The 26,928-nt window shown below is 70.2% G+C and carries 22 protein-coding genes; 9 read left to right on the plus strand and 13 right to left on the minus strand.

The window, feature by feature from the left end; genetic code table 11:
- Positions 1–160: 160 nt before the first annotated feature.
- Complete coding sequence (locus IEZ21_RS16300) at positions 161–1,054, minus strand: SIS domain-containing protein (RefSeq protein WP_189322626.1); 894 nt, start codon at positions 1,052–1,054, stop codon at positions 161–163.
- Positions 1,055–1,249: 195 nt separating this feature from the next.
- Here IEZ21_RS16300 and IEZ21_RS16305 point away from each other — a divergent pair, with 195 nt between their 5' ends.
- Genes IEZ21_RS16305 through IEZ21_RS16315 form a run of 3 tightly spaced genes read left to right on the plus strand, consistent with a single transcriptional unit; the run spans position 1,250 to position 4,364 of the window.
- Entirely contained in the window at positions 1,250–2,509 is a 1,260-nt protein-coding gene (locus IEZ21_RS16305; RefSeq protein ID WP_189322627.1) for an extracellular solute-binding protein, read from the plus strand.
- 26 nt (positions 2,510–2,535) lie between these two features.
- Positions 2,536–3,480: a carbohydrate ABC transporter permease gene (locus IEZ21_RS16310; RefSeq protein WP_246567797.1), complete on the plus strand. Its 945-nt coding sequence runs from the start codon at positions 2,536–2,538 to the stop codon at positions 3,478–3,480.
- Positions 3,481–3,536: 56 nt separating this feature from the next.
- The gene (locus IEZ21_RS16315; protein WP_189322885.1) at positions 3,537–4,364 is read left to right on the plus strand and encodes a carbohydrate ABC transporter permease; all 828 of its coding nucleotides are present in this window, start codon (positions 3,537–3,539) and stop codon (positions 4,362–4,364) included.
- 50 nt (positions 4,365–4,414) lie between these two features.
- Here the strand turns inward: IEZ21_RS16315 and IEZ21_RS16320 are convergent, their stop codons facing one another.
- Entirely contained in the window at positions 4,415–5,203 is a 789-nt protein-coding gene (locus tag IEZ21_RS16320) for a DeoR/GlpR family DNA-binding transcription regulator (protein WP_189322628.1), read from the minus strand.
- 164 nt (positions 5,204–5,367) lie between these two features.
- On the opposite strand from IEZ21_RS16320, the gene IEZ21_RS16325 reads away from it, so the two are divergent.
- Positions 5,368–6,222 carry a class II fructose-bisphosphate aldolase gene (locus tag IEZ21_RS16325; protein ID WP_189322629.1) on the plus strand — a complete coding sequence of 285 codons (855 nt, stop codon included), beginning with the start codon at positions 5,368–5,370 and terminating at the stop codon, positions 6,220–6,222.
- 78 nt (positions 6,223–6,300) lie between these two features.
- Here IEZ21_RS16325 and IEZ21_RS16330 read toward each other — a convergent pair whose 3' ends face one another.
- The gene (locus IEZ21_RS16330) at positions 6,301–8,217 is read right to left on the minus strand and encodes a glycoside hydrolase family 5 protein (RefSeq protein ID WP_189322886.1); all 1,917 of its coding nucleotides are present in this window, start codon (positions 8,215–8,217) and stop codon (positions 6,301–6,303) included.
- 491 nt (positions 8,218–8,708) lie between these two features.
- Here IEZ21_RS16330 and IEZ21_RS47610 point away from each other — a divergent pair, with 491 nt between their 5' ends.
- Positions 8,709–8,969, plus strand: coding sequence for a hypothetical protein (locus IEZ21_RS47610; RefSeq protein ID WP_246567799.1), 261 nt, complete (start codon positions 8,709–8,711; stop codon positions 8,967–8,969).
- A gap of 61 nt (positions 8,970–9,030) precedes the next feature.
- Here IEZ21_RS47610 and exaC read toward each other — a convergent pair whose 3' ends face one another.
- The 5 genes from exaC to xylB form a co-directional block, all read right to left on the minus strand.
- Complete coding sequence (exaC, locus tag IEZ21_RS16340; protein WP_033322886.1) at positions 9,031–10,554, minus strand: acetaldehyde dehydrogenase ExaC; 1,524 nt, start codon at positions 10,552–10,554, stop codon at positions 9,031–9,033.
- Positions 10,555–10,706: 152 nt separating this feature from the next.
- On the minus strand, positions 10,707–11,975 hold the full coding sequence (locus IEZ21_RS16345; protein ID WP_246567801.1) for a GAF domain-containing protein: 1,269 nt from the start codon (positions 11,973–11,975) through the stop codon (positions 10,707–10,709).
- 144 nt (positions 11,976–12,119) lie between these two features.
- Complete coding sequence (locus IEZ21_RS16350; protein WP_246567803.1) at positions 12,120–12,731, minus strand: N-acetylmuramoyl-L-alanine amidase; 612 nt, start codon at positions 12,729–12,731, stop codon at positions 12,120–12,122.
- Positions 12,732–13,149: 418 nt separating this feature from the next.
- Positions 13,150–14,364 carry an ROK family transcriptional regulator gene (locus IEZ21_RS16355; protein ID WP_189322631.1) on the minus strand — a complete coding sequence of 405 codons (1,215 nt, stop codon included), beginning with the start codon at positions 14,362–14,364 and terminating at the stop codon, positions 13,150–13,152.
- Between the two features lie 82 nt (positions 14,365–14,446).
- Positions 14,447–15,892 carry a xylulokinase gene (gene xylB, locus IEZ21_RS16360; protein ID WP_189322632.1) on the minus strand — a complete coding sequence of 482 codons (1,446 nt, stop codon included), beginning with the start codon at positions 15,890–15,892 and terminating at the stop codon, positions 14,447–14,449.
- A gap of 166 nt (positions 15,893–16,058) precedes the next feature.
- Between xylB and xylA the strand changes: the two genes are divergently transcribed.
- Together xylA and IEZ21_RS16370 are read left to right on the plus strand one after the other, a co-directional pair.
- Complete coding sequence (xylA, locus tag IEZ21_RS16365; RefSeq protein WP_189322633.1) at positions 16,059–17,225, plus strand: xylose isomerase; 1,167 nt, start codon at positions 16,059–16,061, stop codon at positions 17,223–17,225.
- 122 nt (positions 17,226–17,347) lie between these two features.
- The gene (locus IEZ21_RS16370; RefSeq protein WP_189322634.1) at positions 17,348–18,217 is read left to right on the plus strand and encodes a hypothetical protein; all 870 of its coding nucleotides are present in this window, start codon (positions 17,348–17,350) and stop codon (positions 18,215–18,217) included.
- Positions 18,218–18,284: 67 nt separating this feature from the next.
- On the opposite strand, the gene IEZ21_RS16375 is transcribed toward IEZ21_RS16370, so the two are convergent.
- From IEZ21_RS16375 to IEZ21_RS16385, 3 genes are all read right to left on the minus strand, one after another.
- On the minus strand, positions 18,285–19,631 hold the full coding sequence (locus IEZ21_RS16375; RefSeq protein ID WP_189322635.1) for an esterase-like activity of phytase family protein: 1,347 nt from the start codon (positions 19,629–19,631) through the stop codon (positions 18,285–18,287).
- A gap of 119 nt (positions 19,632–19,750) precedes the next feature.
- On the minus strand, positions 19,751–21,019 hold the full coding sequence (locus IEZ21_RS16380) for an SWIM zinc finger family protein (protein WP_189322636.1): 1,269 nt from the start codon (positions 21,017–21,019) through the stop codon (positions 19,751–19,753).
- Positions 21,016–23,877 (minus strand): SCO1167/SCO6262 family helicase, encoded by a 2,862-nt coding sequence (locus IEZ21_RS16385; protein WP_189322637.1) that lies wholly within the window; start codon positions 23,875–23,877, stop codon positions 21,016–21,018. The genes IEZ21_RS16380 and IEZ21_RS16385 overlap by 4 nt, the downstream gene beginning before the upstream one ends.
- Positions 23,878–24,123: 246 nt before the next feature.
- On the opposite strand from IEZ21_RS16385, the gene IEZ21_RS16390 reads away from it, so the two are divergent.
- Together IEZ21_RS16390 and IEZ21_RS16395 are read left to right on the plus strand one after the other, a co-directional pair.
- On the plus strand, positions 24,124–25,167 hold the full coding sequence (locus IEZ21_RS16390) for an acyl-CoA desaturase (RefSeq protein ID WP_189322638.1): 1,044 nt from the start codon (positions 24,124–24,126) through the stop codon (positions 25,165–25,167).
- 106 nt (positions 25,168–25,273) lie between these two features.
- The gene (locus IEZ21_RS16395; RefSeq protein WP_033322903.1) at positions 25,274–25,456 is read left to right on the plus strand and encodes a tail-anchor membrane protein; all 183 of its coding nucleotides are present in this window, start codon (positions 25,274–25,276) and stop codon (positions 25,454–25,456) included.
- A 121-nt stretch (positions 25,457–25,577) separates the two neighbouring features.
- Here IEZ21_RS16395 and IEZ21_RS16400 read toward each other — a convergent pair whose 3' ends face one another.
- Together IEZ21_RS16400 and IEZ21_RS16405 are read right to left on the minus strand one after the other, a co-directional pair.
- The gene (locus IEZ21_RS16400; RefSeq protein WP_189322639.1) at positions 25,578–26,438 is read right to left on the minus strand and encodes a hypothetical protein; all 861 of its coding nucleotides are present in this window, start codon (positions 26,436–26,438) and stop codon (positions 25,578–25,580) included.
- A 184-nt stretch (positions 26,439–26,622) separates the two neighbouring features.
- Complete coding sequence (locus IEZ21_RS16405; protein WP_033323004.1) at positions 26,623–26,916, minus strand: hypothetical protein; 294 nt, start codon at positions 26,914–26,916, stop codon at positions 26,623–26,625.
- Between the last annotated feature and the right edge of the window lie 12 nt (positions 26,917–26,928).

Consider the following 26,928-nt stretch of genomic DNA (forward strand, 5'->3'; position numbering starts at 1 on the left):
CACGGCTTCCCAAGGGCCCCGAGGGTTCTCGTGGAACAGTTGTTGTCCCTGGTGGCAGTCGGTCCCGGGGCCCGCCGAGAGGCCTCGACGGGCCCGGAATCCGTTCGTAACGGACGGGTAAATTCTGCGACTTCCCCGAGATCCGTCCGGGGGCGCCCGGTCAGGTCAGGATCACGGAACGGGCCAGATGGCGCGGATTGTCCGGGTCCAGCCCGCGTGCCGAGGCGAGGGTGGCGGCCAGCCTGTGCACCACGACGAGGTCGGACAGGGGGTCCCGGCCGAGTGCCACCAACTGCCCGCCGGTGCGGGCGATGTCGTCGGCGAGACCGGACGGAAGGGCCGCCGGGTCTCCGAACCACCACGCCACGCGGCCGGGTCCGGTAACACTGATCGGGCCGTGCCGGTACTCCATCACCGGATAGGCCTCCGTCCAGGCGCCCGCCGCCTCGCGCATCTTCAGCGCCGCCTCCTGAGCGATCCCGTAAGCCCAGCCCTGCCCCAGGAAGGTGAACTGCTCGGCCTCGAGCACCCCGGCCGGCAGCGGTTCGTCCAGCGCAGAGTGCCCCTGCTGCGGCAGATGTCCCAGGTCCTCGCCCAAATGCGCCCGCAGGAGCACCAGTTCCGTGCTGGCGAACCGGGTCTGGACGACCGAGATCTCGTCGGCGAAGTCGAGCACGACGACGGCGTCCGCCAGCCCCGTCACCGGCGCCTGCGGTACCGCGGTCACTGCGGTCGTGGGGGTGCGCCCGTGCAGTCGGCGGAGCAGCTCCAGCACCTCGGTCGTGGTGCCGGACCGGGTCAGCGCGACCACCCGGTCGTAGGCACGCCCGGCCGGCATCTCGGAGGCGGGAAAGGCGTCGGTCTCGCCGTGGCCACCCGACTCCCGCAGCGCCGCGTACGCCTGGGCGATGAACCAGGACGTCCCGCAGCCGACGACGGCCACCCGCTCGCCGGTTCGGGGCAGCGAGGCGGGGCCGTCGGGCCGCCGGGCCAGTGTCACGGCCTGCCGCCAGCAGTCGGGCTGGGTGGCGATCTCGATCTCGGTCTGACTCATCGGGAGTCTCCCCTCTCGGGCGCGCGGTGTGACCGATACGTGATGTGACGGCCCTTGACGCCGTGCGCGTTTCATTGAGCATCATGTCGTTGGATGATTGATAACACCAGTAATCGAGCATAAACAAGCAAGCGAGCGCGCCATCAGGCGAGCACGCGCTTGACGAAGCACGCCATGCGTGCGGAGAGGTACTCCGTGAAACGGCACCTCGCATGCCTCGCCGGGGGACTGTCCCTGGCACTGGCCCTCACCGGATGCGGCAAGGGCAGCTCGTCGGACAGCGGCGGATCCGACGGCAGGACGATCAGGTTCGTCGCGGCGAAGTACGACGACGACACCCAGGCCTACTGGACGGCGCTGATCAAGGACTTCGAATCCGCGAACCCCGGCTACCGGGTGAATCTCGAAGTCGTCGACTGGGAGCAGATGGACTCCAAGGTCAAGACGTACGTCCAGACCAAGCAGGAACCCGACATCCTCAACTACAACAAGTTCTCCGACTTCGCCCGCGACGGCCTGGTCCACAAGGCGCAGGACGTCGTCTCCCCCAAGGTGCTGGCCGACTTCCTCCCGTTGTTCCGGCAGAAGGCGCAGTACGAGGGAACCCAGTACGGCCTGCCCTTCATCTCCAGCGCGCGCATGTTCTTCTACAACAAGGACATCTTCGCCAAGGCGGGCATCGCCCGGCCGCCGTCCACCTGGGCCGAGGTCGAGGCCGACGCCAAGAAGATCAAGCAGGCCGGTTACATCGGCCTCGGGCTGCCCCTGGGCCCCGAGGAGGCCCAGGCCGAGTTCCAGATCTGGGCGATGAACAACGGCGGCGGCTGGACCGACGCCTCGGGCACATGGGCGATCGACCAGCAGGCCAACGTCGACACGCTCACCTATCTGCGGAAACTGACGAAGGACAAGGTCACCCAGCCCAACCCGGAGACCACCAACCGCAAGGACGTCTTCAACCAGTTCGCCCAGGGCAGGATCGGCATGCTGAACGGGGCGGTCTTCATGCGGAAGGGCTTCATCGACCCGGTCGACGCGAAACTGAACTACGGCGTCGCGCCCCTGCCGAGCAAGGACGGCAGTACGCACAAGACGCTCGGTGTGCAGGACTACCTCGTCGCGTTCAAGAAGGGCGACGGGTCGAACAAGGCGGCGGTGAAAAAGTTCCTCGACTTCTTCTACCAGAAGGAGAACGCCGCCGAGTTCGTCTCCACCGAGGGGTTCCTGTCGGTCACCAAGTCGGCCGGTGAGGTGCTCAGTTCCGACAGCCGGGACGCCGCCTACTACAAGCCGTTCGTCGACGCCCTCTCCGACGCGGAGTTCGCCCCCACCGACGACCCCGCATGGGCCGCGGTCGACGGCGCCGTGAAACAGCGCATCGGCACGGCGGTGGCGGGCGGCGACCCGGCGAAGGTCCTGGACGAGATCCAGAAGACCGCGCAGAAGGGCGACTGATCTCGGTGGCCGTACACGATGTCACCGTGAGCGCCACCGGGGCCGAACACCCGGCCCCGGTGGCGCCGACGCCACCCTCGCCGCGTCGCCGTCGCAGGACTTGGCGCGCGCTGGAGCCCGTGTTGTGGCTCGGTCCCGCGACCCTCCTCATCCTGACCATGGTCGTCTGGCCGGTCATCGAGATGATCCGTACGTCCCTGACACGGGTGAGCTCCACCGGACAGTCCCAGGGGTTCGCCGGCGTCCGCAACTACACCGACCTGTTCGCCGAGGGCGACCTGCCCGGAGTACTGCTGCGCACCCTCGTGTGGGTCGTCGGAGTCGTCACCGTCACGCTCGTGCTCTCTCTCGGCCTGGCCGGGCTGCTGAACTCCCGGTTCCCCGGGCGCAGGCTGGTGCGGTGGGCGCTGATCGTGCCCTGGGCCTCGTCCGTGCTGATGACGGCGCTCATCTGGCGCTGGATGCTCAACAACTTCTACGGCGTGGTCAACCGGCTGCTCATGGACCTCGGTGTGCTGGACGCGCCCGTCAACTGGCTGGCCAAACCGGGTCTGGCCCTCGCCGCGATGATGGGCGTGGCGGTGTTCGTCTCGCTGCCGTTCACCTCGTTCGTCCTGCTGGCCGGTCTGCAGAGCATCCCCGCCGAGGTGTACGAGGCGGCGCGGGTGGACGGCGCCGGCCCGGTCCGCGGTTACCTGGGCATCACCCTGCCGCTGCTGCGGCCCTCGCTGGTGGTCGCCGCGATCATCAACATCATCAACGTGTTCAACTCGTTCCCCATCATCTGGGCCATGACGCGCGGCGGCCCCGGTTTCGCCACCGACACGACCACCACCTACCTGTACAAACTCGCCTTCGACAACCAGTCGGTGGGGGAGTCGGCCGCCATGGCCGTCGTCAATTTCGGGCTGATCCTGGCTGTGGTGCTGGTCTATCTGCGCGTCGTCCGCCGACAGGAGGACACCGCGTGAGCAGGACCGCCGTCATCCCCCGCAAAGCCGCGCCGCGCAGGAGGCGGCCAAGACCGATGAAGCTGCGCACCGCCCTGCTCACCGCCGTCGGATGGCTGGTGGCGCTGGCGTTTCTCGCGCCCTACGCGGAAATGCTGCTGACGGCGCTCAAACCGACGCCCGAACTGATGAAGTCCCCGCCGTCCTATCTGCCCTCCCGATGGGAGTGGTCGAACTTCACGCACATCTGGTCGCTCACCGACCCGCGCGTCGCGGACGCGCTGGTCTTCTCGCTGTACGTCGCCGGGGCGGCGACGCTGCTCGCCCTGGCCGTCGGGCTGCCCGCCGCGTACTACACCGCCCGGCACAGTTTCCGCGGGCGCGGCGCCTTCCTGCTGCTCGTACTCGTCACCCAGATGTTCGCGCCGACCGCACTGCTGGTCGGCATCTACCGGGAGATGGTCAGCCTCGACCTGACCGACACCGCCGAGGGCCTCATCCTGGTGAACGCCGCGTTCAACCTGCCGTTCTGCGTGTGGATCCTCAACGCGTACTTCGCCAGCATCCCCCGGGAACTGGAGGAGGCGGCCTGGCTCGACGGCACCGGGCGGTTCGGCGCCCTCACCCGTGTCGTACTGCCGCTCGCGATGCCCGGTGTGGTGACCGCGCTCGTCTACACCTTCATCGCCGCGTGGAACGAGTACGTGGTGGCGCTCACCATCACCTCGTCCAGCAACCGGATGACCCTGACCAGGGCGATTCCCGGCTTCGTCACCTCGTACCACGAGCAGTGGCAGTACCTGTTCGCCACTTCGCTCGTCTCGATCGTGCCCGTGGTGGTGCTGTTCGTCTTCGTGGAGCGCCACCTCGTCTCCGGCCTGACCGCGGGCGGCGTCCGGGGATGACGACGGGATGCGCATCGCGGCCGGGGCCGGCACGGGAGCGGCGCGCGGTGTCAGGCGCGGATGACCTCCACACCGGCCGCCACGAACGACTTGGTCAGCTCGTCCGAGGCGGCCTTGTCGGTCACCAGGACGTCGATCTCCTCCACCGGGCAGATGCGGGCGAAGGCCCGCCGGTCCAGCTTGGAGGAGTCGGCGACCGCGACGACCCGCTGGGCGCGGCGGGCCAGCGCCCTGTTGATGCTGGCCTCGCCCTCGTGGTGGGCGGTCGCCCCGTGGACCACATCGATGGCATCCACCCCGATGAAGACCAGGTCCAGTGCGATCTCCGCGAGCAGTTCGGTGGCCAGCGGCCCGATCAGCTCATAGGACGCCGGCCGGGCCACTCCACCGGTCACCACGAGCTTGACATGGCGCCGCACGACCAGCTCGTTGGCGATGTTCAGGGCGTTGGTCACCACGGTGACCGCCGTCTCCGCGCCGCCGGAACTCAGGTCGGCGCGGGTGGCCAGTGCCCGCGCCACCTCGGTGGTCGTGGTGCCGCCGTTCAGCCCCACCACGGCGCCGGCCTTCACCAACTCGGCGGCCGCGTGCGCGATCCGCTCCTTCTCCGGAGCGTTGCGCGCGGCCTTGTAGCGCAGTGGCAGGTCGTAGGCGATGGCGTTGAGCGCGGCCCCGCCGTGCGTGCGGGTGACCATCTGCTGGCGGGCCAGCTCGTCGAGGTCTCGCCTGATCGTCGCGGCGGAGACCCGCAACTCCTCGGCAGCCGCCTCGACTTCGATCCGCCCGTCGCGCGTCAGCATCTCCAGCAGCGCACTCCACCGGGCTTGCGGTGCCGCCATGTCTCACAACTCTCTGTCGATGGTGTGCGCCACAATGTGCGCACCTCCATGAAACCACAGTGCTTGATTGGGTATTTTATGGTAGCGAAACGAGCAAAATACTGCACTCCCCACACGTCCATGCCGCTGTCGCGGCCCTCGCACGCCGCGATCGGAGGCCGTCCGTGCCGCTGACTCCCACCGCCGACGTGATGAGCTCCGCGCGCCGCGGCAGACGGGCCGTCGGCGCCTTCAACGTGATCACTCTGGAACACGCCGAGGCCGTGGTCACTGGGGCGGAAGCCGCGGGCTGCCCGGTCATCTGCCAGATCAGCGAGAACGCCGTGCGGTTCCACGACAGCCGGCTCGCCCCGATAGCCCGCGCCACCGCCGCGCTCGCCGAGACGGCCGCCGTCCCCGTGGCGCTGCACCTCGACCATGTCACCGACGAAGCGCTGCTGCGCCGGGCCGCGGACTGCGGCTTCGGATCCGTCATGTTCGACGCGTCCGCGCTGCCGCACGCCGAGAACGTCGCCGCCACGCGCGCTGCGGCGCGATGGGCGCAGGCCCAGGGCCTGTGGGTGGAGGCGGAACTCGGCGAGATCGGCGGCAAGGACGGAGTGCACGCCCCCTCGGCACGTACGGACCCCGATCAGGCGCGCGACTTCGTGTCCGTCACCGGGGTCGACGCACTGGCCGTCGCGGTCGGCAGCTCCCACGCGATGACCACACGCACCTCCCGGCTGGACCACGGCCTCATCACCCGCCTCGCCGAGGCGGTCCCCGTGCCGCTGGTTCTGCACGGCGCGACGGGCGTGCCCGACGTGGAGCTCCGGCAGGCGGTGGCGGCCGGCATGGTCAAGGTCAACATCGGTACGGCACTGAATGCCGCCTTCACCGGCGCGGTCCGCGACACACTTGCCGCGGCGCCCACGGTCGTCGACCCCCGCCCGGCCCTCACCGCGGCGCGCCGGGCGATGGCCGATGCCGTGACCTCGGCGCTGCGGACCCTGTCGGGCGGCGGGTACGGGACGAGATGAACCGACCGGGGTCTGTAGGACCCGGCGCCCCGAACCGCTCGGCGGAGCCCGGCACGGTGACCCTGGTGGCGCAGCCGGTCAGCTCAGTTTTCGGCAGTACAGGGCGTCCGGAGTCCGTGCTGAGCCCACCCGACCCGTGTACGCGATCCCGGCCGCGTACTCGTCGTCCGCGCACTGGCCCTTGTAGCGGCCCTGCGCGAAGTCGCCGCCCTTGGCGGCCGAGCCCCTGTTGTCGCCGCGGTCGAACCAGACGGTGCGGCCGCTCGTGCCGGTGATCGATCCGGGTGGGGCGGCCGCGCACAGGGCGGCGGAGACGGCGGAGCCGCGGACGCTGTAGCCGGTCAGGAAGTGGCCGTCGGTGCACTGGAGTTTGGTGTATCCGGACGCCCAGTCGTGGCCCGGCCTGACGTACCGGTCGTCGACGACCACCACATGTCCGCCGGCCGGGTCCCACAAGGGGCCGACGGACACGTCCGAGCACAGGCCCCGGTTGCCGGTGTGGCTGAGGCCGAGCAGCCGCTGTCCGTCGGGGCACACGGCCTTGCGGGCGCCGGGGTCCCAGTCGGGCAGGGCCCGTATCCGCCGCGACTGGACGAAGTCGCCGTGATCGGGGCTGAGCATCGACCAGTCCACCACGGGCTCCACCGGGCCGGTGCGACCCTGGGCCTGGATGAGCCGGGTCCAGGCGGCGGCCCGCCAGTCGTCGCCGTCGTAGAGGCCCATGCGGCGGCCCTCGGCGTCCCAGTGCAGAAGGGCCCAGCCGTTGCCCTTGCGGTCCTCGTGCCAGCCGACGAGCGGCCAGTACGCGAAGTCGGCGTCGGTACGGATCAGGTGGTCGACGAAGTTCCCGAACCAGGCGCGCTGCTTGTCCCCGGTCTCGTCCCGGCCACCGACACCGAACTCGCTGATCCAGACAGGCGCGGTGAAGTGCCGGTCCGTCTCCGCGGTCACGAAGAAGGCCTGGCGGTCCAGCATCTTGATCAGTTCGGCGGGGCTCAGGTCGCGGTAGCGGGGGTCGGTGGTCTCGCCGGTTCCGGTGGCGCCGCTGTGGTTCGGGCCTGTGTAGTCGTAGAAGTGAGCGGAGTACACGAGCTTGTCGGAGTCGACAAGCGTGTGCGAGAGGCGGCGTACGGGCTCCAGGGTGGGGCGTTCGTGGGGGAGTCCGTCGACGGGGATGCCGGTCCAGTTGATGCCCTCCACGATGATCAGGAGGTCGGGGTCGGCCTCCGTCAGGATGCGGTCACCGACGCGCTGGGAGGCGGCGAACCAGTCGTGGTTGTCACCGAGCCCCCAGTTGGGGTCGTCCCAGACATTGCGGCGCACCTCGTTGTAGAGGTCAGCGCCGACGACGCGCTGGTTGTCCCGGTAGCGGCGGGCCATGAAGAGCCAGTCGTTCTCCCAGGTCTCGGCGGACTGGCTCGCGTTCCAGCGTTCGTTGCCGTCGACTCCACAGCACCAGCGTGTGGTGTTGGTGTGGTTGTTCAGGATCACCGCGAGTCCGGCGGCGGTGAGTTCCCGTACCACGGCGTCGTACACCTGTAGCGGGGTCCTGCCGCGCAGGGAGGGATTGGCGGCGACGGCGTCGTCCCTGACGGGGACGCTGTCGTGGATCATCTCGTTGGAGAAGGGCAGCCGGATGCTGTTGATTCCGATCTCCTGGAAACCGGCGATGATCTCGGCCATGGGGGCGCGGTCCAGGCCGAGCGGTATCCGGCCGGAGTTCTCGCCCGCATGGTGGTTGGCGTCCTCGTCCGCGCTTCCTGAACCGTTCCAGGTGCCACTGGCTCCGTGCCAGTTGCCGGACCGCAGCTTGAAGCGGTCGCCGTCCGCGTCGACGATCCAACGACCCCGCGTGCTGAGCGGTGGCGTCCAGTCCGCCGCGGTCGCGGCGATTTCGGGTCGGGCGCCGGCCTCGGGGGCGGGCTCTCGCCCGGCTGCTGCCCCGGCAATGGGCGCCAGGGCCACCAGGAGGAGTACGGCGGCCAGTGAGGCCATGGCCCTGATGAAGGATCCGCGCACGGTCACCACCCTGAGGCATGCATTGTCATGGCACCGTCATCATGGAGGACTGTGCGGCATTGGTCCAGTCCTGCGCACAGGGGGACCGGCCCGTCGCTCGGTGAGTCACGTCCCAGCTGTCGGCATCCACATGACGAAGAGCCTCCCAGTCGCCCGACTGCTTGCCGCCGTCAAGGCCCTACCGGGCCGTGGCCATCGCCTGTACGCCTTCTTCGGCTGCATGTACTACGCCGCCATGCGTCCGGCGGAGGTCATCCACCTGCAGAAATCTCAGTGCCGTCGGCCAGCGAGCGGCTGGGGACTTCTGAACCTGAAGGGTGGTGTGGTAAGTGCGGGTAAGGAGTGGACGGATGGCGGCGCTGTCCATGAGATCCACTCCCTGAAACGGCGAGCAGCCAAGGCTGCGAGGCCGGTGCCAATCCCTCCCGTCCTCGTCCGCGTGTTGCGCGAGCACATACGACTCTTCGGTGTTGCATCCGACGGATGTCTGTTCCACAGGGCAGAGCATCCAGGTCCTCTTCCGCTACTACGCCAAGTTCCTGGCCGAAGCGCGGAACCATGCCAACCGGCTGATCGAGGAGTCCATGCAGCGGTGGGAGGCCCCGACAGATGACCCGGAGGGTGCCTTGGCTGGGCCCTGGCCCAGAAATGCCCCTGAACTGCTGGTCAGGGCTGGGATACGGGTGGGAGATATCGGGAGCAAGGTCGCGTTCCGGCTCTCGGTGTAGGCGTGCGCTCAGAAGGGCGCCTGGCGGGCATACGTCCTGGTCAGGCGCCCTTCCGCTGCGCCTAGAAGAACCCCAGCTTCTTCGGCGAATACGACACCAGCAGATTCTTCGTCTGCTGGTAGTGCTCCAGCATCATCTTGTGGTTCTCGCGGCCGATGCCGGACTGCTTGTAGCCGCCGAACGCCGCATGCGCCGGGTACGCGTGGTAGCAGTTCGTCCACACCCGGCCCGCCTGGATCGAACGGCCCGCGCGGTACGCCGTGTTCATGTCCCGCGTCCATACGCCGGCCCCGAGCCCGTACAGCGTGTCGTTGGCGATCTTGATGGCGTCGTCGAAGTCGGCGAACGACGTGACCGAGACGACCGGGCCGAAGATCTCCTCCTGGAAGATCCGCATCCGGTTGTCGCCCTGGAAGATCGTCGGCTGGACGTAGTAGCCGCCCGCCAACTCACCGTCGTACTCGATGCGATGACCGCCCGTCAGCACCTTGGCGCCCTCCTGCTGGCCGATGTCCAGGTAGGAGAGGATCTTCTCCAGCTGGTCGTTGGAGGCCTGGGCGCCGATCATCGTCTCGGTGTCGAGCGGGTGACCGGGCTTGATCTGCTCGGTGCGGGCGACCGCCGCGTCGAGGAACTCGCTGTAATGCCCCTGCTGCACGAGCGCCCGGGACGGACAGGTGCACACCTCGCCCTGGTTGAGCGCGAACATCGTGAAGCCTTCGAGCGCCTTGTCACGGAAGTCGTCGTCCCGCGCCCAAACGTCGTCGAAGAAGATGTTCGGGGACTTGCCGCCGAGTTCCAGCGTGACCGGCTTGATGTTCTCGGAGGCGTACTGCATGATCAGCCGCCCCGTCGTGGTCTCCCCGGTGAAGGCGACCTTCGCCACGCGCGGGCTGGACGCGAGCGGCTTGCCCGCCTCGACCCCGAACCCGTTGACGATGTTCACGACGCCCGGCGGCAGCAGATCCGCGACCAGACTCATCCAGTAGTGGATGGACGCCGGAGTCTGCTCGGCGGGCTTGATGACGACCGCGTTGCCCGCGGCGAGCGCCGGGGCCAGCTTCCACACCGCCATCAGGATCGGGAAGTTCCACGGGATGATCTGCGCCACCACACCCAGCGGCTCATGGAAGTGGTACGCGACGGTGTCGTCGTCCAGCTCACCGAGCGAGCCCTCCTGGGCACGTATCGCCCCCGCGAAGTAGCGGAAGTGGTCGATCGCGAGGGGGATGTCGGCGGCCAGGGTCTCGCGCACCGGCTTGCCGTTCTCCCAGGTCTCGGCGACCGCCAGCTTCTCCAGGTTCGCCTCCATCCGGTCGGCGACCTTGAGGAGGATGTCGGCGCGCGCGGTCACCGACGTGCTGCCCCAGGCGGGTGCGGCCGCGTGCGCCGCGTCCAGCGCGCGCTCCACGTCCTCCGCCGTGCCCCGCGCGATTTCCGTGAACGGCTGCCCGTTCACCGGGCTCGGGTTCTCGAAGTACTGCCCGCGAGCCGGCGGCACGTACTCGCCGCCGATGAAGTGGTCGTACCGCGCCTGGTAGGAGACGATCGCGCCGTCGGTGCCGGGCGCTGCGTAACGGGTCATGCTGTTCTGCCTCCCGGGGAAGGGCCGCCCGCCGTTGGGCGGCTCTCGGCGCGAGGGTAGGAGCGGAGACGTTGCAGGTACGTTGCGCGAGTACGGCGGGGGAGCGGGAACGGTGCCGGCGAAGGCGAGACTGCGGCGACGGATGAGGGCCGTCAGCGTCCCGGCCACCCGCGCGGCGCCGACTGCTCGGCCTCCAGTTCCTTCAGGCGAGCCCGTACGGGCGCCGTCGGGCGTATCGCGGCGAGCGTCCGCCATACGTCGAGATCGTCCTCGCCCCACGGTGCGTGCGCCCAGTCCGCCAGCAGGTCCGGGTCGCGGCGGGCAACGAGCGCCGCGCGCAGCCCGTCGGCGAGCCTTCGGCGCAGCCGCACCACCTCCGGCGCCTGCGAACCGGGCAGCAGCGGACCCGAGTACGCCCTCGCCGCAGCTGTGACCGCCCCAGCGCTGAGCCCGCGCTCCACGACCCTGACATCGCACTCCACCGGAACCGTCAGCCGGTACGGCCGCGAGCCGAGCAGCCCCGCGCCGAGGAGCCGCCGCAACCTGGCCAGTTCCGCACGCAACGTCACCGGCGTCACCGACTCGTCCTCGTACAGCGCACACAGCAGCTCGTCGCCGGTCAGCCCTTCGGGGTGCCTGGACAGGAGCACCACGATCTCGCTGTGTCTGCGGCTCAGGCGCAGCTTGCGGCCGCCCGCCATGAGCAGCGCCTCATCACGGCCCAGCGCGGTCAGCTCGAGCACGTCTGTGGTGGTCGGGGCCGGTGCCAGCAGTGCCAGTTGGGACTCCGCCGCTCGTGCCACGGCCTGCACGAATCCCAGGCTGTGCGGATGCGCGAGCCCGTTCCCGCCCGTGATGTCGACCGCGCCCAACAGCCGTCCCGTGCGTGGATCGTGCACGGGAGCCGCCGCGCACGTCCACGGCTGCACACGCCGGATGAAGTGCTCGGCCGCGAAGACCTGCACCGGCCGGTCGAGAGCGACCGCCGTACCCGGAGCGTTCGTACCGACCGCCGACTCCGCCCAGTGCGCACCCGGTACGAAGTTCATCCCGTCGGCCTTCTGCCGGGTCCCCGCGTGGCCCTCGACCCACAGCAGCCTGCCCTGCGCGTCGCACACCGCGAGGAGATGCTCGCCGTCCGACGCGAACGTGCCCATGAGCTCACGGAACAGCGGCATCACCCGGGCCAGCGGGTGCTCCGCACGGTAGGAGCCCAGGTCACCGTCCATGAGTTCCACGCGTGCGGTGCCGTCAGGGCCCACCCCTGCCCGCGCCGAGCGACGCCACGAGTCGGCCACCACGGAACGCACCGGCCGCGTCACCGTGCCCGCTTCCGTGAACGTCTCGTGGGCGCGGCGCAGCACCCGCACCCTCTCGAGGGGATCGGACCCAGGCTCCAGGGCCACCCATGGATCGGACAACTGGGCCTCCCCGGAAGACGATGCGGCTGGGGACATCGTCGCTCCGGTGATGAGCGCGGACAAGCGTCACGACCATGCTCGGTACGGGCTCGGTATGAGCTCGCCCGGGGCCCCGCTGCCTTCCATCCCTCAACGGTCCGTCCATCAGGCGGAGTTGACCAGCTTTATATACCGTGTCCAGTCCCAGTGCGGCCCCGGATCGGTGTGGTCCGAGCCCGGCACCTCATAGTGCGCGAGGATGTGCGAGCGGTCCTTGGGGATGCCGTACTTGGTGCAGATCGCCGCGGTCAACCTCGCCGACCCCTCGTACATGCGGTCGGTGAAGTACGCGGGTTTGTCCACCCACCCTTCGTGCTCGATACCGATGCTGCGTGTGTTGTAGTCCCAGTTGCCCGCGTGCCAGGCGGTGTCGCGCTCCCGCACTATCTGCGCGACGTTGCCGTCGGCCGACCGCACGACGTAGTGCGCGGACACGTTCTTCTCCCGGTTCTGGAAGATGCGCAGAGTGTTCGCGTAGGTCGCCTGCGCCACATGAATGATCACGAAGTCGATGGGATGGTTCCTCGGACGGTCGGAGACCGTGTAGTTGGAGGGGCTCGCCGGAACCCATTCGGCGAGCGGGTAGTCGAACGCCGGGGTCCGGGCGCCGGCCCGTGTGCTGGGCAGTAACGCGGTGGAAAGTGTGGCGAGGGCGGCTGTCTGCAGGATGCGCCGCCTGCTGGGAAGTGACTTGGGCAGGAAGCCGGGACGGTTCAAAGGGGGACTGCCTTTCGGTGGTCAGTGGTGGTGAGTCGTTTCGCGCAGCCGAGCGTGCAGCCCGCGAGGTATCTCGCGTTCTGACAGCCGCTCTTTGCGGAGCTTGGCCACGCTCGGGAACCCGCCCGTCTCCGACCCGTTCCGGCACCGCAGCAGTACTACTCCTGACATGTGAATCCCCCGATCCCCAGTCCCGGACAACACGGTCCATGGACAAGTCTCCATCGCCCTGACAGCAGGCGTCTCGCGTGAATTACGGTACGGCGCTTGCCGGTTGAGGAGGAAGTGGGCCGGCCAGATCCGTGGACAACTCGGGAATTGTGGATAACTCGGTCACCCGCAAGGGGGATTGGGGCAGGAGGTGCGGCCACCGGACGGGGCCCGGAAGAGGCCGCCACGCGGCCGAGCGAGCCCAGGCTTACGCCCTGCTCCCGCTCCCCACCGCCGCCGGATCATCGAGCACAGCCCGCACCACCGAGTGTGCGGCGCCCAGCAGCGGGCCCTCGGACCCGAGCCGGGAGACGGCCACCGCGCACACGGGACCGGCCGTGCGCCGCGCCAGTTCCCGTTCCAGCGACGGCAACAGCCACGGCGCGAGCTCGGACAGGGCCCCGCCCAGCACCACGGCTTCAGGGTCCAGCAGATTGACCGCTCCGGTCAGCGCGATGCCCAGTGCGGTTCCGGCGTCGTGCAGAGCCCGCCGTACGTCCTGGTCATCCTGTGCGGCCCGCTCGGCCAGCAGCCCGACGCGGTCCTCGCCCGGTTCCAGGCCGGCCACGCGCAGTACGGCCTCCTCACCCGCGTACTGCTCGAGACAGCCCCGCCCGCCGCACGCACAGGCCGGCCCATCAGGACGTACCGGCACATGCCCCAACTCGCCCGCGAACCCGTGCCTGCCGCGCAGCAGCCGACCGTCCACGACCACCGCTCCGCCAATACCGATCTCCGCCGAGACATGCAGAAAGTCGCGTGGTGCCGCCTCGTTGAGCCAGAGTTCGGCGAGTCCGCCGAAGTTCGCCTCGTTGTCGACCGTCAGCGGGAGCTCGCCGGGCAGCAGCGCACCGAGGTCCGTGTCATGCCAGTCGAGGTTGGGGGCGCGTACCACGGTCCGGGCATCGCGGGCCACCAGCCCGGGCACGGCGACGGCGAGACCCGCGGGCCACAGGCCTTCCCGGTCCGCGTCGGCGATGACCTGGCGCACCAGCGCGGTCAGGTCTCTCAGCACCGGTTCGGGTGACCGGCCACGGTTGGCGGTGTGCCGCACCGCCCGTGCCCGCACCTCGCCGCGCAGATCCACCGCGCACACGGCGAGATGGTCGACGCCCACTTCCGCGCCGATCCCGGCGGGACCGTGCCCGCTGACGGCCAGCGCCGAGCCGGGCCGCCCCACCCGGCCGGGACGCTCGGGGCCGAGCTCTTCGAGAAGCCCCGAGCGGATCAGTTCGTCCACGAGCGTGGAGACGGCCGCCCGGGTCAGCCCGATGCGGGAGGCGACGGCGGCACGGGACAGCGGCCCCTCGGCGCTGACGGTGTGCATCACGCGCGAGAGATTGCGGCGGCGCATGCCCTGCTGGGTGTCGGGCAGGCGGCGGCCGGGACTGCTCGGGTGGGCCTCGTGCAGCGGTGCGGTCATGCCTCCGTCAGTCCTCGTCCGGCCGGCCCCTGTCAGGGCCGGCCTGGTCAGTGCGGGCCGACGCCCGCGGAGGTGGATCTCGTCAGCGCTGATCCGACTGGCGCTCCAGTAGCGGGGCCGCGTCGGAGAGTACCCCGGCGATCCGCGCCAGTGCCGCCTCGTCCCGCTCCACCGCCTCCAGTACCGGTCCGCGCGCGGTGTCCCAGCGCCGGGCCACCGCCGCCGCGTCCTCGCCGGTCAGCACACCTGCGGCCTGCGCGGCGGCGCCGAGCGCGACCAGTTCCTTGGCCTCGGGCACCTGAACGGGGCGTCCCGACAGGCGCCGTACGGTCTGCTGCCAGGCCGTTCCGCGCGAGCCGCCGCCGATGAGCAGCAGCGGAGCCGAGCGGTCCGCGTCCGCGTCGAGCACCAGGTCGAGGGCGCCGAGCAGCGAGTGGACCGCGCCGTCGTACGCGGCCTGCAGCAGTTGCCCGGGCGTCGTGTCGTGGCGCAGTCCGTGCAGCAACCCCGAGGCGTGCGGCAGGTCCGGTGTGCGCTCGCCGTCCAGGTAGGGGAGCAGGGTCACGCTCGTACCCGGCTCGACGGCCTCGCGGTCGATGCCCAGCAGGGTGGCGACGCGGTCCACGGCAAGCGTGCAGTTGAGGGTGCAGGCCAGCGGCAGCCAGTCGCCGCGCGCGTCGGCGAAGCCCGCCACGGTCCCGGTCGGGTCGGTGGGCCGGCGCGTCGACACCGCGTACACCGTGCCGGACGTGCCGAGGCTGAGCACCGCGGTGCCCGGGCGCAGCCCGAGTCCGAGCGCGGCGGCGGCGTTGTCCCCGGTGCCCGGGGCGACCAGCGTGCCCTTGGAGAAGGGCAGGTCGCCGCTGTCGCGCACCGTTCCGACCACCTCGCCGGGCCGGACGACCCGGGGCAGCAGGGCCGGGTCGAGGCCCACGTGGCGGAGTACCTCCTCGTCGTACGCTTCGGTCCCGGACGCCCACCAGCCCGTACCGGAGGCATCGCCCCGGTCGGTCGTGCCCAGACCCGTGAGGCGCTCGGTGAGGTAGTCGTGAGGCAGCCGCACGGCCGCGGTCGCACGGACCGCCTCAGGCTCGTGCTCGGCGAGCCACGCCCACTTCGTGACCGTGAAGGACGGGCCCGGCACGCTGCCCGTGCGCTCGGCCCAGGCCTTCGGGCCGCCCAGTTCCTCCACCAGGCGCCGGGCCTGGGGGGCCGAGCGCACGTCGTTCCACAGCAGGGCAGGGCGCACGGGGTCCCCCTGGGCGTCCAGCGTGACGAGCCCGTGCTGCTGGCCGCCCACGGACACCGCCGCGGCCTCGTGCGCCGCGTCGCCGCACTGGTGCAGCGCTTCGCGCAGCGCGTCCCACCACTGCCGTGGATCGCTCTCGCGGCCCGCCCCGGAGGAGACGGTGTGCGGCGCCTGCCCGCTCGCCACCACCTCTCCGGTGGCCGCGTCCACGACCAGAGCTTTGGTGGACTGGGTGGACGTGTCCACGCCGACGACGAGCGGACCCTCGGCTGCTGACATCGGGCTCTCTCCCTCTTTCCGCGGCTCCGCGGGATACGGCCTGCTTCCGGGCGCCCGGACCGACACGGGTCCGGCTTTCACACCTGGTCTCTTCCCAGAGATGCCTCCGCATACTAATTTGTTAAGCGCCATGACGAAATAGTCGGAGCGAACAAGGAGCCGCGGCATGAACTACCAGCCCACCCCCGAGGACAGGTTCACCTTCGGCTTGTGGACCGTCGGCTGGCAGGGAAGGGACCCGTTCGGCGATGCCACCCGGCGTGCCCTTGACCCCGTCGAGTCGGTGCAGCGCCTGTCGGAACTGGGTGCCTACGGAGTGACCTTCCACGACGACGACCTGATCCCCTTCGGGTCCTCGGACACCGAGCGCGAGTCACACATCAAGCGCTTCCGGCAGGCGCTCGACACGACCGGCATGACCGTGCCGATGGCTACCACGAACCTGTTCACGCACCCCGTCTTCAAGGACGGCGCGTTCACCGCCAACGACCGGGACGTGCGCCGCTACGCACTGCGCAAGACGATCCGCAACATCGACCTCGCGGTCGAGCTGGGTGCCCAGATCTACGTCGCCTGGGGCGGCCGGGAAGGCGCCGAGTCCGGCGGTGCCAAGGACGTACGCCTCGCACTCGACCGCATGAAGGAGGCCTTCGACCTTCTCGGCGAGTACGTGACCTCCCAGGGATACGATCTGCGCTTCGCGATCGAGCCCAAGCCGAACGAGCCCCGCGGCGACATCCTCCTGCCGACGGTCGGCCACGCCCTGGCGTTCATCGAGCGTCTGGAGCGGCCGGAGCTGTACGGCGTCAACCCCGAAGTGGGCCATGAGCAGATGGCCGGGCTGAACTTCCCGCACGGCATCGCTCAGGCCCTGTGGGCGGGCAAGCTCTTCCACATCGACCTCAACGGCCAGTCCGGCATCAAGTACGACCAGGACCTGCGCTTCGGAGCCGGTGACCTGAGGGCGGCGTTCTGGCTGGTGGACCTCCTGGAGAGCGCCGGTTATGCGGGGCCGAAGCACTTCGACTTCAAGCCCCCGCGTACCGAGGACCTCGACGGCGTGTGGGCTTCGGCCGCCGGCTGTATGCGCAACTACCTCATCCTGAAGGAGCGTTCGGCCGCCTTCCGCGCCGACCCGGAGGTCCAGGAGGCCCTGCGCGCCTCGCGTCTGGACGAACTGGCACAGCCCACCGCCGCGGACGGCCTTCAGGCGCTGCTCGCCGACCGCGCGGCCTTCGAGGAGTTCGACGTGGAGGCCGCTGCCGCGCGCGGGATGGCGTTCGAGCGCCTGGACCAGCTGGCCATGGACCATCTGCTGGGCGCCAGGGGCTGATCCGCCTCCGCTGATGACGTCCTGCGCGGAATTCTGCGGAATCGTGCGGTCCATGCCATGAGTCCGTATCAAGTTCCGCGCAGGGGTCGCATGATGACCGGTTGGAGGCGACTCTTGGCGGTATGGCCATGCCGCCCTTACCGCCCCAGCCTCCCCGGCCGCCGGACGACACGCCGCCTCCGGGCAACGGCGGCTTCGGCCCGCTGCCCGAAGGCTTCGGTCCGCCTCCCGAGGGTTACGGCACGCCTTCCGGGGGCTATGGTCCGCCCCCTGGGGGCTACGGGCCGCCGCCCGGAGGCGGTGGCCCGCCGTGGCAGGGCGGCGGGGACTGGCAGCAACCGCCGCCCCCTGGCCCACCCGGCGGTCCGGGAGGGCGCCGCAACGCGCTGTTCATCGTGCTTGCCGTGATCGTGGCGATCGGGGCCGTCGCCGCGGTGGTGCTGGTGGTCACCAGCGACGACGGCTCGTCGGGCAAGAAGTCGCCTGCCGCGAGCAGCGACACCACAGGGAGTACGCCCACGCCGTCGCTGAGCATCCCCTCGGACCTGCCCAGCGAACTGCCCTCCCTGCCCTCCGGTGTGCCCGATCTGCCCAGCGGCCTGCCCACCGACCTGGAATCACTGCTCCCGACTCCCGCGGGCAACGAAGTGCCGTACTACATGCTGAAGGCCGGCGACTGCTTCAACGTCGACAACAGCAGGCCCGGCCAGGCCGCGAAGCGGTCGTGCCGTACCGCCCATGACGCCGAAGTCGTCAAGGTGACCGAGCTGACAGGCACTTACTCGACCGATGCCGCCCTCAAGAAGGCGGCAACGGACCTGTGCGAGAAGCCCCTGCAGGCCAAGGCGGTCAAGCAGCCGGCCGGGACCGTGCGCGGCACCCTGGTGCAGTATCCGGACTCCACCGGCTTCAAGCTCGGCATCGACAACGTCGCGTGCAGCCTGTCCGCGGACCCCGGCGGGAACCGCAAGCTCACCAAACCGCTGACGTGAGCCACGCGCGCGTAGCGCACGAACGTCGGCTACGCGCGCGTACCGGATGAAAACGCGGACCGGGCTTTCAGATTCCGCTCCCGCGCGGCAGCCGTACGTACGTCACCGTCGTCTCGACCCCGCTGTCCACCAGGCGTCCCTGTGCGTCGAACGCGCCCTCGCCGTCCGTCATCCCGAAGTCGTTGTCGTTGATGAGGGCGAGCGTGTCGTGGCCCACGCGCGCGACGCCCTCGATCTTCCCGGGCACCCCCTCGACCTTGCCCAGGTCGACGACGAGGCGCTTGCGCAGCACCGGAACACCGGAGGCGGCGGGATCGTCGAGCTGCTCCAGGGACGGGGACGTGGTGTCGTCGTCCCACTTGTCACCGAGGATGTCCGCGCCGCGGCTCAGCTTCACGACCTGCAACCTGGCGGCCTTGTCGGTGCGCTCCTCGACGAGCAGCCGGTCACGGCCGACGGCCACCACGGAGGAGATCTTCAGCTCGGAGGTGTCGTCCTCGCTCGGGTCGACCACGTTCACCGGGTCGAAGCGGTACGCGTACTCGGCCGTGACGGCCCGCTTCTTCGGCGAGAAGCGCAGCAGGCGCGTCGTGAGCGATGCTTCACCCGCGTCCTCGTCCGGCACGGACAGCGGGCTCTGCACGGCCATCACCAGGTCCCCGCCCGGGAGTTGGGTGAGCCCTTCGAAGCCCCGGTTGACCTTCCGGTGCAGCAGGATCGAGGGCAGTGCCTCGACGACCGGGTAGTCCGTCCCGGTTAGGTCCAGCCCCTCGGGCACATAGCGGGTGAGGACCTTCCCGCGCGCGGAGACATGGATCAGCGAGGGCCCGTACTCGTCCACGAGCCAGAAGCTGCCGTCCTCGGCGCGCACGATGCCCTCGGTGTCCACACCGTTCGGGTTGTACGAGAGCGGTGTCTTCGCGTCGTACGAGTACGGCGCCTCGTCACGCCCCTTCTGGTTGGACAGACCTGTGACGGGCTTCCCGGAGGAGGTGGTGACCGGGACCGCGTCCAGCACCTTCACGGTGTCCCCGGACACGCGGATCTTCACGATGGCCGGATCGAAGCCGGGCACGGGGAACGTACGGCGCTTCTTGCCGTCGACCGTGATCTGGCCGTTGGGGCCGCGATCGGTGACCGTCCAGAACTCGCCCTTGCGGCCGGCCGGGTAGATGTCGCTGCCGATGCCGCCGAGGTCCACACCGCGGTCGTTGTCCACCGTGCCCGGCAGCGATGCGTTGCTGAACGCGCCGAGCGGGATGTCGCCGAGCGTCGCGGTGTGCGTGACCCGCGCGTCCCCTGAGGGGGTGCCGGCAGCCGTGCCGGCCACCACGAGGGTGGCCAGCAGGGCCAGCGGCACGCCCGCGGCGACGGAGCGGTGGACGTGGCGCCGGCCGACGGCGTGCGGGGACATCGAGCCTCCTGAGGCACAGGTTCGTGGACAGCGGCCAGATTTCGCCCTCGCACCGAACGTCGGGCGGCTGACAGGTGAACGCCGAGCGTCAACCACTCATCCGCTGGGCGGTGTTGGGTTCATTCGTGGCCTTCCGCCAGAGCGAGGGCTGTCGCCGGATCCTGTGCGGCCGGGCCCACGGGAGCCCATCGTCCCCGTTCCTTGCGATACGGCCACCAGCGGCCGTCGGGTCCCAGTCGCAGTTGCGCCTGCCCACCGACGACGGTCCAGCGATTGCGGGACGCCCGCAGTTGCGGCCGCTCGTCTTCCTCCCAGGCAGACTCGAGAGCGGCACGCGCGCGTGCGAGTGTTTCCGCCTCCACCGTCCACTCGGACTCGAGTACGTCGAGCGCGGTCACACCTCCGTACTCCCAGGCGCGGACGCCGAGCCCCAGCCCCTCCCGGTCGCGGCCCGACCCTTCGCCGAGCCGATCGGCCAGGGGGGACTCAGGGGCGCCCACGGCCAGCCGCACCGCATCCTGTGCGGCCGTCAACTCCGCCTCCACGGGATGTGCTTCGTGCCCGGGCCGGAGCGCCTCGGCGAGCAGCCGGTGGGCCTCGCGAGCCGTCTGCGTCGACAGGAACGCCAGGGCGGTCGGATCGACGCCGGGGGCCGGTCCTGCATCCGTGTCCAGCGAGGGCGGCTGTCCCGGCTCTCCGGGCAGAACAGGCGCGGCGGGCAGTGGCGGCAGGATGTCCGCCGCCGCGTACGCCTCAGCGGCGTCCATGCCCTCGTACGGCTCATCCCGCACGGGGGCCGTTTCGGCTCGCGGGACGCTGCGTACCTGCAACTCGTCCAGCAGCTCACGCTCTGCCCGGCCGCGCATCAACAGCAGCACGAACGGGTCCTGGTCCAGCAGCCGCGCCATCTGGTAGCACAGCGCCGCCGTGTGACCACAGTGGTCCCAGGCATCACAGTCGCACTCAGGCTCCAGATCGCCCAGTCCCGGCAGGAGTTCGACGCCGGCGGTCGCCGCGTCCTCGACCAGATGCGGTGGCATCTCACGGTCGAGCAGCGCCGCGATGTGCCCGGCCCGTTCCACGGCCATGTCCAGGAAACGGTCCCACTGGTCCTCGGACAGCTGCTGGAGCAGGACATCGGCGCGATGTGCGGTTCGGTCGCGGTCCTGGACCACCGCGGTGATGCGCCCGGGACGCACCGACACGGCTCCCACGGCTCCCGCGCGCGCGAGCCGGCGGCCCGTCCTCACCTGCTCCGAGTCCAGAGCCGCGTCCTCCAGCGCCTTCAGCCAGGCCTGCCCCCACCATGTCTGCGCGAAGCCCCGCCCGCGCGCGGGCGGCAGCGCGGCGAAGGTGCGCTCCGGGCTGTCTTCGTACGGATCGCTCATCGGGCGCCTCCTCGTAGCTCCACCAGGTCGGCCAGTTCGGTGTCGGTCAGTTCGGTGAGCGCCGATTCCCCGGTGCCGAGCACCGAGTCCGCCAACTCCCGCTTGCGCGCCAGCATGTCCGCGATCCGGTCCTCGATCGTGCCCTCCGCGATCAGCCGGTGCACCTGCACTGGCTGGGTCTGCCCGATGCGGTACGCGCGGTCGGTGGCCTGTGCCTCGACGGCCGGGTTCCACCAGCGGTCGTAGTGCACGACATGCTCGGCACGCGTCAGGTTCAGACCCGTGCCCGCGGCCTTCAGCGACAACAGGAAGACCGGTACTTCGCCCTCCTGGAAACGCTCCACCATGGCCTCCCGTCCGGCGACGGGCGTGCCGCCGTGCAGGAACTGAGTGGGCACCCCACGCGCCGCCAAGTGGCGCTCGATCAGCCGCGCCATCTGCACGTACTGCGTGAAGACCAGAACACTCGCCCCCTCGGAGAGGATGGTGTCGAGCAGCTCGTCCAGCAGCTCCAGCTTTCCGGAGCGGCCCACGATCTTCGGGCTTTCCTCCTTGAGGAACTGCGCCGGGTGATTGCAGATCTGCTTCAGTCCGGTGAGCAGCTTCACGATCAGGCCGCGACGCGCCATGCTGTCGGCGCCCGAAATCTCCGCGAGCGTCTCGCGGACCACCGCTTCGTACAGACCCGCCTGCTCCTTGGTGAGCGACACGGCGCGGTCGGTCTCGGTCTTCGGCGGCAGCTCGGGCGCGATGCCCGGGTCCGACTTGCGACGGCGCAGCAGGAACGGCCGTACGAGCTGGGCGAGCCGATCCGCCGCGCCGGGTTCCTGCCCGCCCTCGACGGCCTGCGCGTACCGGCTGCGGAACGTGCCGAGCCTGCCGAGCAGCCCAGGAGTCGTCCAGTCGAGAATCGCCCACAGCTCGGAGAGATTGTTCTCCACCGGAGTCCCGGTGAGTGCCACGCGCGCGCGTGCGCCGATCGTCCGCAGCCGACGTGCCGTGTCCGAGTACGGGTTCTTCACATGTTGCGCCTCGTCCGCGACGACCATGCCCCACGACGCCGCGGCCAGCTGCTCGGCGTCGAGCCGCATCGTGCCGTACGTCGTGAGGACGAACTCACCGTCGGCCAGGCCCTCCAGGCTCCGCCGCGGCCCGTGAAAACGGCGCACAGGGGTGCCCGGAGCGAACTTCTCGATCTCGCGCTGCCAGTTGCCCATCAGGGACGTCGGGCAGACGACAAGAGTGGGACCCGCCGACTCGTCGCTCTGCCGGTGCAGATGCAGGGCGATCAGCGTGATCGTCTTGCCGAGGCCCATGTCGTCGGCCAGGCAGCCGCCGAGCCCCAACGAGGTCATCCGGGCCAGCCAGTTGAGGCCCCGCAGCTGGTAGTCCCGCAGAGTCGCGGCGAGAGCGGCGGGCTGACCGATCGGCTCCTGCCCCTCCGGGTCCGCGAGCCGCTCCCGCAGCGTGGCCAGCCACCCTGTGGGCCGTACGTCGACCCGGCGGCCATCAACCTCCGTGGAGCCCGTCAGAGCCGCGCTCAGCGCGTCGATGGGCGTGACCTTGTGATCCTGCTGCGCACGAGCGCGGTGCACCTCCTGCGGATCGACGAGCACCCACTGGTCGCGCAGCCGCACCATGGGCCGGTTCGCCTCGGCGAGCCGGTCCAGCTCCTGCCGCGTCAGCTGCTGATCACCCAGCGCGAACGACCAGTTGAAGGCCAGCAGCGCATCGGCCGACAGGAACGACGGCACGTCCGACGACAGCCGCCCCGGGCCCTGCTCGTCATCCGGCGGTCCGATGACCGCGCGGGCCGTCAGCTTGCGCGCCAGCTCCTTGGGCCAGTGCACCTCGACCCCGGCGGCCGCGAGCGTCCGCGCACCTTCGCCGAGCAGTTCGGTGACCTCCTCGTCGGCGAGGTCGAGCGCGTCGGGCACGGCCGCCGACAACAGGGGCGTGAGCGGAGCCCAGGCCCGTGCGGCCCGGCGCAGGGCGAGCAGGGCGTCCAGACGCGCGCGCGGACCGAAGGCCGGACCCGACGAGCCCGCTTGGGCCCACACTTCGGCGGCGTCCGCGATCAGAGCCGGATCGCTCACACTGTGCAGCTGGAGCACCGCACGGAAGGGCAGCCGTGTCTCGTCCGCCATGGCCGAGTCCAGGCCCGGAACCTCGATACGCAGCGAGATCCGTACGCCCGCGTCGTGCCCCGCGGCGACGTCGGCGGCCCAAGCCCGCTGCTCGGGGATGTGCTGCGGTGCGGGCGCCGCGAAGGCCGCACAGCCCGTTGTGAGCGGCGCCGCGGGGGACCGGGGGAGCGTGTCAGCGACCGCGTCGAGGAAGGCGCGCACCAGCCGCTCCGGGTCGGGCAGACGCAACGGCTCGGTCTCCTCGACCGGTACCGCGTGCGCGTGCGGTGGCATCGCGGCGGCGAGTTCGCGGATCCGTTCCACGTCCTCCGCCCGCAGTGGGCCGACACGCCACGCGTCGTGGTCTGCGGCGCTCAGACCGGGCAACAACAGTCCGCGTGCGGCCAGTTGAAGCGCGAGCAGGGTCGCCGCGCCCCAGAAGGCGGCCGCCCTGTGCGCGTACGCGGCGGCACGCGCGCGCGTGAGGACCGGCAGCGCGGCTCGTACCGGCAACAGCACGGCCGGCACGTTCACCAGCTCGACACCGCCTTCGCCGGGCAGCACGACGGTCAGCTCCTCGACGGAGCCTGTTCCGACGGCAGGAGGAGCGTCGCCGTCGGGACGCCAGAAGGCGACGCTGCCGGTGCGGGCCGGTTCGGCGGGCACGAATACGGCGCAGCAGCGGGCCAGTTCGGAGATCTCGGAGGGAGTGGCCGCGGGATTCCTCTGCACAGGAATAGCTTATTCCTCAAACTTGACTACTGGAGGGCGGAGTGGCCGAGGGTACAGCACCGTGGGCATTTGAGAGGCAGGGCGTAGCTATGACGTAGGCCACTTCCTCTGAGGGTGTTGTCAGATCCACCTGAAGTCGGGTGGATGCCCCAGCTTGAACACGGGTGGTGCCGCCATGGTCGCCCAAGGTCACTGATCCGTACGTTTCTTCAGGTCAGCCCGTTCCCGGAGAGACCGGAGACCACCATGCCCCAGACCGCCGCAGCCGTCGCGGAACACCCTCCCCGAACTGCCGTCGGAAGCGAGTTCACGCCGCTCCTGCGCACCGTCAAGGGTCAGGGTCTCCTCGACCGCAGGCACGGCTGGTACGCCCTCGGCATCACCGTCAACGCACTGGCCCTGGCCGCTGTCGTCGTCGGCGTCGTCCTGATCGGCCACTCCTGGTGGGTGCTTCTCCTGGCCCCGCTGCTCTCCGTCCTGTCCGCGCGGACGGCCTTCATAGGCCACGACGCGGGCCACTCCCAGATCACCGGCAACCGGTCCGCGAGCCGCCTGATCGGGCTCGTCCACGCCAACCTGCTGCTGGGCATGAGCTACTCGTGGTGGAACGACAAGCACAACCGCCACCATGCCAACCCCAACCACATCGACAAGGACCCCGACGTCGCCGCCGACGTCCTGGTCTTCACCAGCGAACAGGCAAGGGGCCGGGCAGGCTTCCGCCGCTGGCTCACCCGCAACCAGGCCTGGCTGTTCTTTCCGCTCACCCTCCTCGAAGGCATTGCCCTGAAGATCTACGGCTTCCGGGACCTGCGTCGGCAGCCTCCGCGCGAGCGCACGGTGGAGGGCTTCCTGCTGGTGGTCCATGTCGCCGCCTACGCGACGCTGCTGCTCACCTCCATGTCCATCGGCCAGGCCCTTGCCTTCGCCGCACTCCATCAGGCGCTCTTCGGCCTCCATCTGGGCATGGCCTTCGCGCCGAACCACAAGGGCATGGAAATGCCCGACCCCGAAGGCGAGCGCTGGGGTCATCTGCGCCGCCAGGTGCTCACCTCCCGCAACATTCGCGGCGGCGCTCTGACCGACTGGTTCCTCGGCGGCCTCAACTACCAGATCGAGCACCACCTGTTCCCGAGCATGCCGCGCCCCCACCTGAGGCTGGCCCAGCCCCTGGTGCGCGCCCACTGCCGGGAGTTGGGTATCCCTTACGCGGAGACGGGTCTCGTCGACTCCTACCGTGAGGCCCTGCGCCACATGTACGAGGTCGGGGAGCCCCTCCGGAGCAAGTAGGGGTCGCGACTCAGGGTTGTATCAGGGTCGCGTCCTGGAACCGCGAAGGGCACGGACCCGTTCTCACGACAGAGAGCGGCAGTGGCCGCGAAGGAGGCGACACAAGATGTCGAAGAACGCGAAGATCGCCGCGGGAGGCGTGGCGGCCGGGCTCATCCTGTTGATCTGGCTGCCCTGGTGGGCCGCTTTTCTGATCATCGTGGGGGTTCCGGCGGCAGCGTATCTGACGCTGGACCCCTCACAGCGGCGCAGGCTGCGCCGCGTCACGCGCAAGGAGCTCGGCCGCTGAGACTTCACCGACCGGGTCAGTTCCCTTCCAGTGCACAGGAGTTGACCACACCGCCGCTCGCGGGCCTGCCGACGGCACGGTTCGCGAGCGGCGCTCCATCCCGGCGATGAGCGCGTACGGATCAGCTCGGGCGTACGGCCATCTTGTCCAGTGCGGCCAGCAGTCCGGGCAGCTCCGGTCCGCGACCCACGGGCAGGATCTCTCCCGGCTTCTCATCGAGCAGTACGAAGGCGATGTCGTCGGTCCTGGCCACCATCGACCACCCCGGACCGTCGGCCCGCAGAGTCCGAGCGTCACCCGGCGCGAAGGACGAGCGCACGCGGCCGAGGGGCGGTGGCGTGTCCACATAGGCGCGGACTTCCGCGAGGACGCGCCGGACACCGCTGCGCGGCTTGCTCCCGCCGTCGTCGCCCTCCTTCGTGTCGTCGTCGCTCTGCGCTGCCGCTTCGTCGGGAGCCTCGCCGTCCGGACGTACGAACTCCGCGTCGTCGATCTGCTCCCGCCAGGCCGCCCACTGGAGCGCTATCTCGTCGGCCCCGAGCCGCCGTTGGGCGGGTCCCCAGACCGAGGTGTCCGGCGGGGACAGCGGCTCCTGTTCGGCGACTTCGGGCGCGGGGTCGTGCGGGGCGGGCACATTGGGTGCCGCGACTGCCACGGCCAGCGGCCACCCGGGCAGCGCCGCGACCATCGAGCGCTCGTCGGGCGAGAGGTCGTACTCCATGCCGCAGTCCCACGACGCGATGGCGACGGCGACCAGCGACACGTCGTCCACGACGACCGTCCACCGTGCTCCGTCCCCGTCCTGCCCGAGCACCAGGCCGTATCCGTCGGCGAGGGGTGCCAGCCCGAGCGCCGCGCAGGCCTCCGGGTAGTCGTCCCCCAGCACGCTGGGGAACTGCGCGGGCGTCAAGAGCACCGCCGTCAGCACATACAGCGCGTCGTCGTCCACGGCGGCGACGGTGGTCTCGTCCGTCCCGGCCATCCCAGCCTCCCCATTGCTCCGTCCGTCGGCGCACCTTAGTGCGATCGCTCCGCGGTTGTCACGGGTCCTGGGTGCGCGCGAGGCCGCAGGTATCCGGCCGGCCAGAGGCGAAACGGCCGTCCGTCACGGCCCGGGTCGGCCGTCCGCCGCGTCCCTTGGGCTCTGTCCGGTACCAGCGTCGGTGTCAGACGGCAGGCAGACCGAGGAGCGTCCGCGCCACCGCCGTGGGCGTCTCGTCGCGCTCCCGCGCGAGGGCGATGACCGCCCGGCACGCCAGCTCGTTCACGCCGAACGACAACGCCTCCGGCGACACCCAGGCCGCGGCCTCGTCGATCCGGTCCTGGTCGTCGTCGGCGCACGCCGACACGTAGGCCGCTGCCGCCTCGAACAGGTTGTGAGTGCGCTTCTGCGGACGCCGGTCCTCCTGAGACCCGGCCGCTTCCGGGCGCGAAAGGAACTTGCGGAGTCTGGCTAGCATGCCGGACATGCG

Origin of the sequence: Streptomyces flaveus, from assembly GCF_014647675.1 — a bacterium.
GTDB lineage: Bacteria > Actinomycetota > Actinomycetes > Streptomycetales > Streptomycetaceae > Streptomyces > Streptomyces flaveus.